General features: G+C 73.7%; 2 protein-coding genes. Both read left to right on the top strand.

Features of this window, described 5'->3' with window-relative positions:
- The coding region (locus AMK19_RS33985; protein WP_143200566.1) for a phosphopantetheine-binding protein at positions 1 to 227 on the top strand (227 nt) is incomplete at its 5' end.
- A partial coding sequence (locus AMK19_RS33980) for a non-ribosomal peptide synthetase (RefSeq protein WP_143200565.1) occupies positions 224 to 5071 on the top strand: 4848 nt, incomplete at its 3' end. The genes AMK19_RS33985 and AMK19_RS33980, both read left to right, overlap by 4 nt.

Genomic DNA, 5071 nt, shown 5'->3' with positions numbered 1-5071 from the left:
CGGTCGGTGTCGACGACGACTTTTTCGCGCTCGGCGGCCACTCCCTGCTGGCCACCCGGATCGTCAACGAAGTCAGGTCCGAACTCGGACTGGAACTGCCCTTGCGGACGGTCTTCGCCGCTCCGACGCCCGCTGCGATCGCGGCGTGGCTGGTCCAGAACATCAGCCAACCAACCAGTGCCAGGCCGGTGTTGCGGCCGATGCGCAAGCAGGAGGAGTCCCGATGATCCCGTTGTCCTTCGCTCAGCGTCGGCTCTGGTTCATGGCGAAGCTGGAAGGCGCGAGCACCGTCTACAACGTGCCGACCGCGCTGCGGCTGTCCGGCCGGGTGGACAGTGCGGCGCTGAACGCCGCGCTGCTCGATGTGATCGGCCGTCACGAGGTCCTGCGCACCGTCTTCCCGGAGGCCGGCGGCGAGCCCTACCAGCGGATCATGTCGGTGGCGGAGAGCGGCTTTGAGCTGGCCGTCACCGAGATCGCGCCGCACGAGCTCGCCGATGCCGCGGCCCGCGAAGGCCGGCACGTCTTCGATCTCGGCACCGAAATGCCGCTGCGGGCGCGGCTGTTCCGCACCGCCGCCGAGGAACACCTGCTTGTCCTGACGGCCCATCACATCGCCTGGGATGGTTCCTCGGCCGCCCCGTTCGCCCGTGACCTCGCCACCGCGTACGCGGCGCGGATCGACGGCCGGGCCCCCGAGTGGGCGCCGCTGCCGGTGCAGTACGCCGACTTTGCGCTGTGGCAGCGCGAGCTGCTCGGCGAGGCCGCCGACCCGCAGAGCCTGCTGGCCCGGCAGACCGAGCACTGGCGGGCCGTACTGGCGGGTGTGCCGGAGGAGTTGGAGCTCCCGGTCGACCGTCCGCGTCCGGCGGTGTCCTCGCATCGGGCCCACCAGGTGGCGTTGGACGTCCCGGCCGAGCTGCACCGGCAGTTGGCCCGGACGGCCCGCGAACACGGCGCGACCCTGTTCATGGTGCTACAGGCGGCGCTGGCGGTGACGTTGAACCGGCTCGGTGCGGGCACCGACATTCCGATCGGCGCGGCTGTCGCGGGCCGTGCCGATAAGGCTCTCGACGATTTGGTCGGGTTCTTCGTCAACACCGTGGTGGTGCGCGCCGACCTGTCCGGCGACCCGGCGTTCACCGAGGTGCTGGAGCGGGTCCGGGAGGCCGGACTGTCCGCGCTCGGCCACCAGGACGTGCCGTTCGAGCGGCTGGTCGAGGAGCTGGCGCCAGCCCGGTCGCTGGCCCGCCACCCGCTGTTCCAGGTGATGCTGACGGTGCAGAACACCGCCCGGGCCGCTCCCGGCGACGGGGGATCGGTGCTGCCGCTGCCGGGCGTGCGGGCCGAGAGCACGGCGTCCGCGGCGCTGTCCGTGGCCAAGTTCGACCTTGAGGTGTCCGTCGTCGAGACCTTCGACGCCGACGGAGCGCCCGCCGGCCTCCGCGGCGCCCTGATCGCCGCCGCCGACCTCTTCGACCCCGGCACCGCGGAGACCCTGGCCGCCCGCTGGACGAAGGTCCTGGGTGCGGTGGCCGAGCGCCCCGGGCTGAGGGTCGCGGACCTGGACGTGTTCGTCCCGGGCGAGCGGGCGCGGCTGGTGGCGGAGTGCGGTGCGGGAGCGGAGCGCCCGGTGGGCGCGGGGTCGCCGGCCGGGCTGTGGGCGGAGCGGGTGGCGGCCGTGCCGGACGCGGTGGCGCTGGTGTCGGACGGGGGAGATCTGACCTTCGCCGAGCTGGACGGGCGGGCGAACCGGCTGGCGCGGCTGCTGGCGCAGCGGGGCGTGGGCCCCGAGTCGCTGGTGGGCGTGGTGCTGGAGCGCGGGCCGGACCTGCTGGTGGCGCTGCTGGCCGTGCTGAAGACGGGCGGCGCCTACGTCCCGGTGGACACCGGGTGGCCGGCCGAGCGGGTTGCGCTGGTGCTGGGGGACGCGGCGCCGCCGTGCGTGCTGACCTCGGCCGCGTGCGCGCCCCTGGTGCCGGGAACGGCGGGAACGGCGGGAACGGCGGGCACGGCGGTGCTGGTGCTGGACGGGGCGGAGGTGCGGGGGCAGTTGGCCGGGGCGGACGCGTCGCCGCTCCCCGGCGTCGGCGTGCGGCCGGACAACCCGGTGTACGTGATGTACACCTCCGGGTCGACCGGCGTGCCGAAGGGCGTGATGGCGACCCAGCGGGACCTGGTGGAGCTGGTGTCGGCCTCGCACTGGGGTGTCGGCGCGGGCGACCGGGTGTTGTTCGTGGCGCCGCACGCGTTCGACGCTTCGTCGTACGAGCTGTGGGTGGCGCTGCTGTCGGGGGCGACGGTGGTGGCGGCTCCGGCGGGCGGAGTGGACGCGGGGACGTTACGTGGACTGCTTCGCGCGCAGCGGGTGTCGCACGCCCATGTGACGGCGGGCCTGTTCCGGGTCGTGGCCGAGGCCGACCCGGGGTGCTTCGCGGGGGTCCGCGAGGTCCTGACGGGCGGTGACGTGGTGCCGGCGGGTGCTGTGCGGCGGGTGCTGGAGTCCTGCCCGGGTGTGCTGGTGCGGCACCTGTACGGGCCGACCGAGGTGACGCTGTGCGCAACGCAGCACGAGGTGGCGGGGCCGGACGGCCCGGCGGTGGTGCTACCGATCGGCCGGCCGCTGGACAACACGCGGGTCCTGGTGCTGGACGGGCGCCTGCGGCCGGTGCCGGTGGGTGTCGCGGGTGAACTGTATGTCGCGGGAGCGGGGTTGGCGCGCGGGTACCTGAACCGTGCGGCGCTGACGGGCGAGCGGTTCGTGGCGTCGCCGTTCGAGTCCGGCGAGCGGATGTACCGCACCGGCGACCTGGTGCGGTGGACGGCGGGCGGCGAGCTGGTGTTCGTGGGCCGCGCGGACGAGCAGGTGAAGATCCGCGGGTTCCGGGTGGAGCCGGGCGAGGTCGAGGCGGTGCTGTCGGGCTGTGCGGGGGTCGCGCAGCTGGCGGTGGTGGCACGCGAGGACGTTCCCGGTGACAAGCGGCTGGTGGCGTACGTGGTGCCGGCGCCCGGCTCGGGCGACGAAGTGGGCCACGCCGTAAGGGAGTTCGCGGCGACCAGGCTGCCCTCGTACCTGGTGCCGTCGGCCGTGGTGGTGCTGGACGCGCTGCCGCTGACCGCGAACGCGAAGCTGGACCGCAGGGCCCTGCCCGCACCGGACTTCACGGCGGCGGCGGGTGCGGGTCGTGGGCCGGCGACGGTGCGGGAGGAGATCCTGTGCGCGGCGTTCGCCGAGATCCTCGGCCTGGAGAGCGTCGGCGTCGACGACGACTTCTTCGCCCTCGGCGGCCACTCGCTGCTGGCGGTCTCGCTGGTCGAGCGGCTGCGAGCGAAGGGCGTCCCGGTCTCGGTGAAGGCGCTGTTCCAGACGCCGACCCCGGCGGGCCTGGCGGCCGCCGCCGCACCCGGGAGGGTGGAGGTGCCGCCGAACCTGATCCCCGATGGCGCGCGCGAGCTCACCCCGTCGATGCTGACCCTGGTCGACCTGGACGAAGCGGAGCTCGCGCGCCTGACCGCCCGGATCCCGGGCGGCGCGGCCAACATTGCGGACATCTACCCGCTCGCCCCGCTCCAGGAGGGCATCCTCTTCCACCACCTGCTCGAATCGGGCCGGGACACCGACGTGTACGCCTCGCCGACAGTCCTGCGCTTCGAGAGCGGCGAGCGGCTGGACGACTTCCTGCACGCCCTGCAACAGGTGGTCGACCGGCACGACATCTACCGCACCGCGATCGTCTGGGACGGTCTGCGCGAACCCGTCCAGGTCGTCACGCGGAACGCCACGATACCGGTCCACCAGGTCGAACCGGCCGCCGACGGCACGGAACCCGTGGCACAGCTGCTGGCCGCCGGCAGCGGACCGATGGACCTCGGCCGGGCCCCGCTGATCGACGTGCACACCACCACCGAACCGGGCAGCGGGCACCGACTGGCGCTGCTCAGGATCCACCACCTCGTCCAGGACCACACGGCGCTGGAGGTGCTGATCGGCGAGCTGCGGACCATCCTGTCCGGCGCCGCCGACGCTCTGCCCGAGCCGCTGCCGTTCCGCGACTTCGTCGCCCAGGCCCACCTCGGCGTCCCGCGCGAGGAGCACCTGCGCCACTTCGCCGAGCTGCTCGGCGACGTCACCGAGACCACGGCGCCCTTCGGTCTGACGGACGTGCGCGACGGCGGAGCCAACTCGGCCAAAGCCCGGCTTCCGCTCGATGCGGAACTCGGCCACCGGATCCGGAGCGCGGCCCGCTCGCACGGAGTGAGCCCGGCGACCCTGTTCCACCTGGCCTGGGCGCGGGTGCTGGCCACCGTGTCCGGCCGGGACGACGTGGTGTTCGGCACCGTCCTGTTCGGCCGGATGAACTCCGGCGCCGGCTCCGACCGCGTTCCGGGCCTGTTCATCAACACCCTTCCCGTGCGGGTCCGGATCGGCGGGACGGACGTCGACCGGGCTCTCGACGGACTGCGCCACCAGCTGGCCGAGCTCCTGGTGCACGAACACGCGCCACTCTCGCTCGCCCAGCGGGCCAGCGGACTGCCCGGTTCGAACCCGCTGTTCACCTCCGTCTTCAACTACCGGCACCACCAAGGCGCCGAGCGGCGGGCAGCCACCGCCGGGCCGGGCCCCGACGGCCTCGCCGGGATCAGCACCCTGCTCATGCGCGAGCGCACCAACTACCCCCTCACCGTGGCCGTCGACGACGACGGCGCCGGCTTCTCCCTGAGCATCGAGGCCGCAGACCCGGCCGACCCCGAGCGGCTCTGCGCCTGGCTGCGGACGGCGGTCGACCGGATCGTCACCACCCTCGACGAGGCACCGGGCACCCGCCTTGCCGCAGTGGAGGTGCTTGACGAGCACGAGCGCGGGCTGCTGTTGGGCGAGGGAAGGGGGGCGGACGAGCCGGTTCGGGTGCTGGTGCCGGTGGCGTTCGCGCGGTGGGTGGTGGAGTCGCCGGATGCGGTGGCGGTGGTGTGTGAGGGCGTGGAGGTGTCGTACGGGGAGTTGGACGCGCGGGCGAACCGTCTGGCGCGTTTGCTGGTGGCGTGGGGTGTGGGTGCGGAGTCGGCGGTGGGT

This window comes from Kitasatospora sp. CB01950 (assembly GCF_001905465.1).
Classification (GTDB): domain Bacteria; phylum Actinomycetota; class Actinomycetes; order Streptomycetales; family Streptomycetaceae; genus Kitasatospora.
This window is presented reverse-complemented; position numbering and strand designations above follow the sequence as displayed.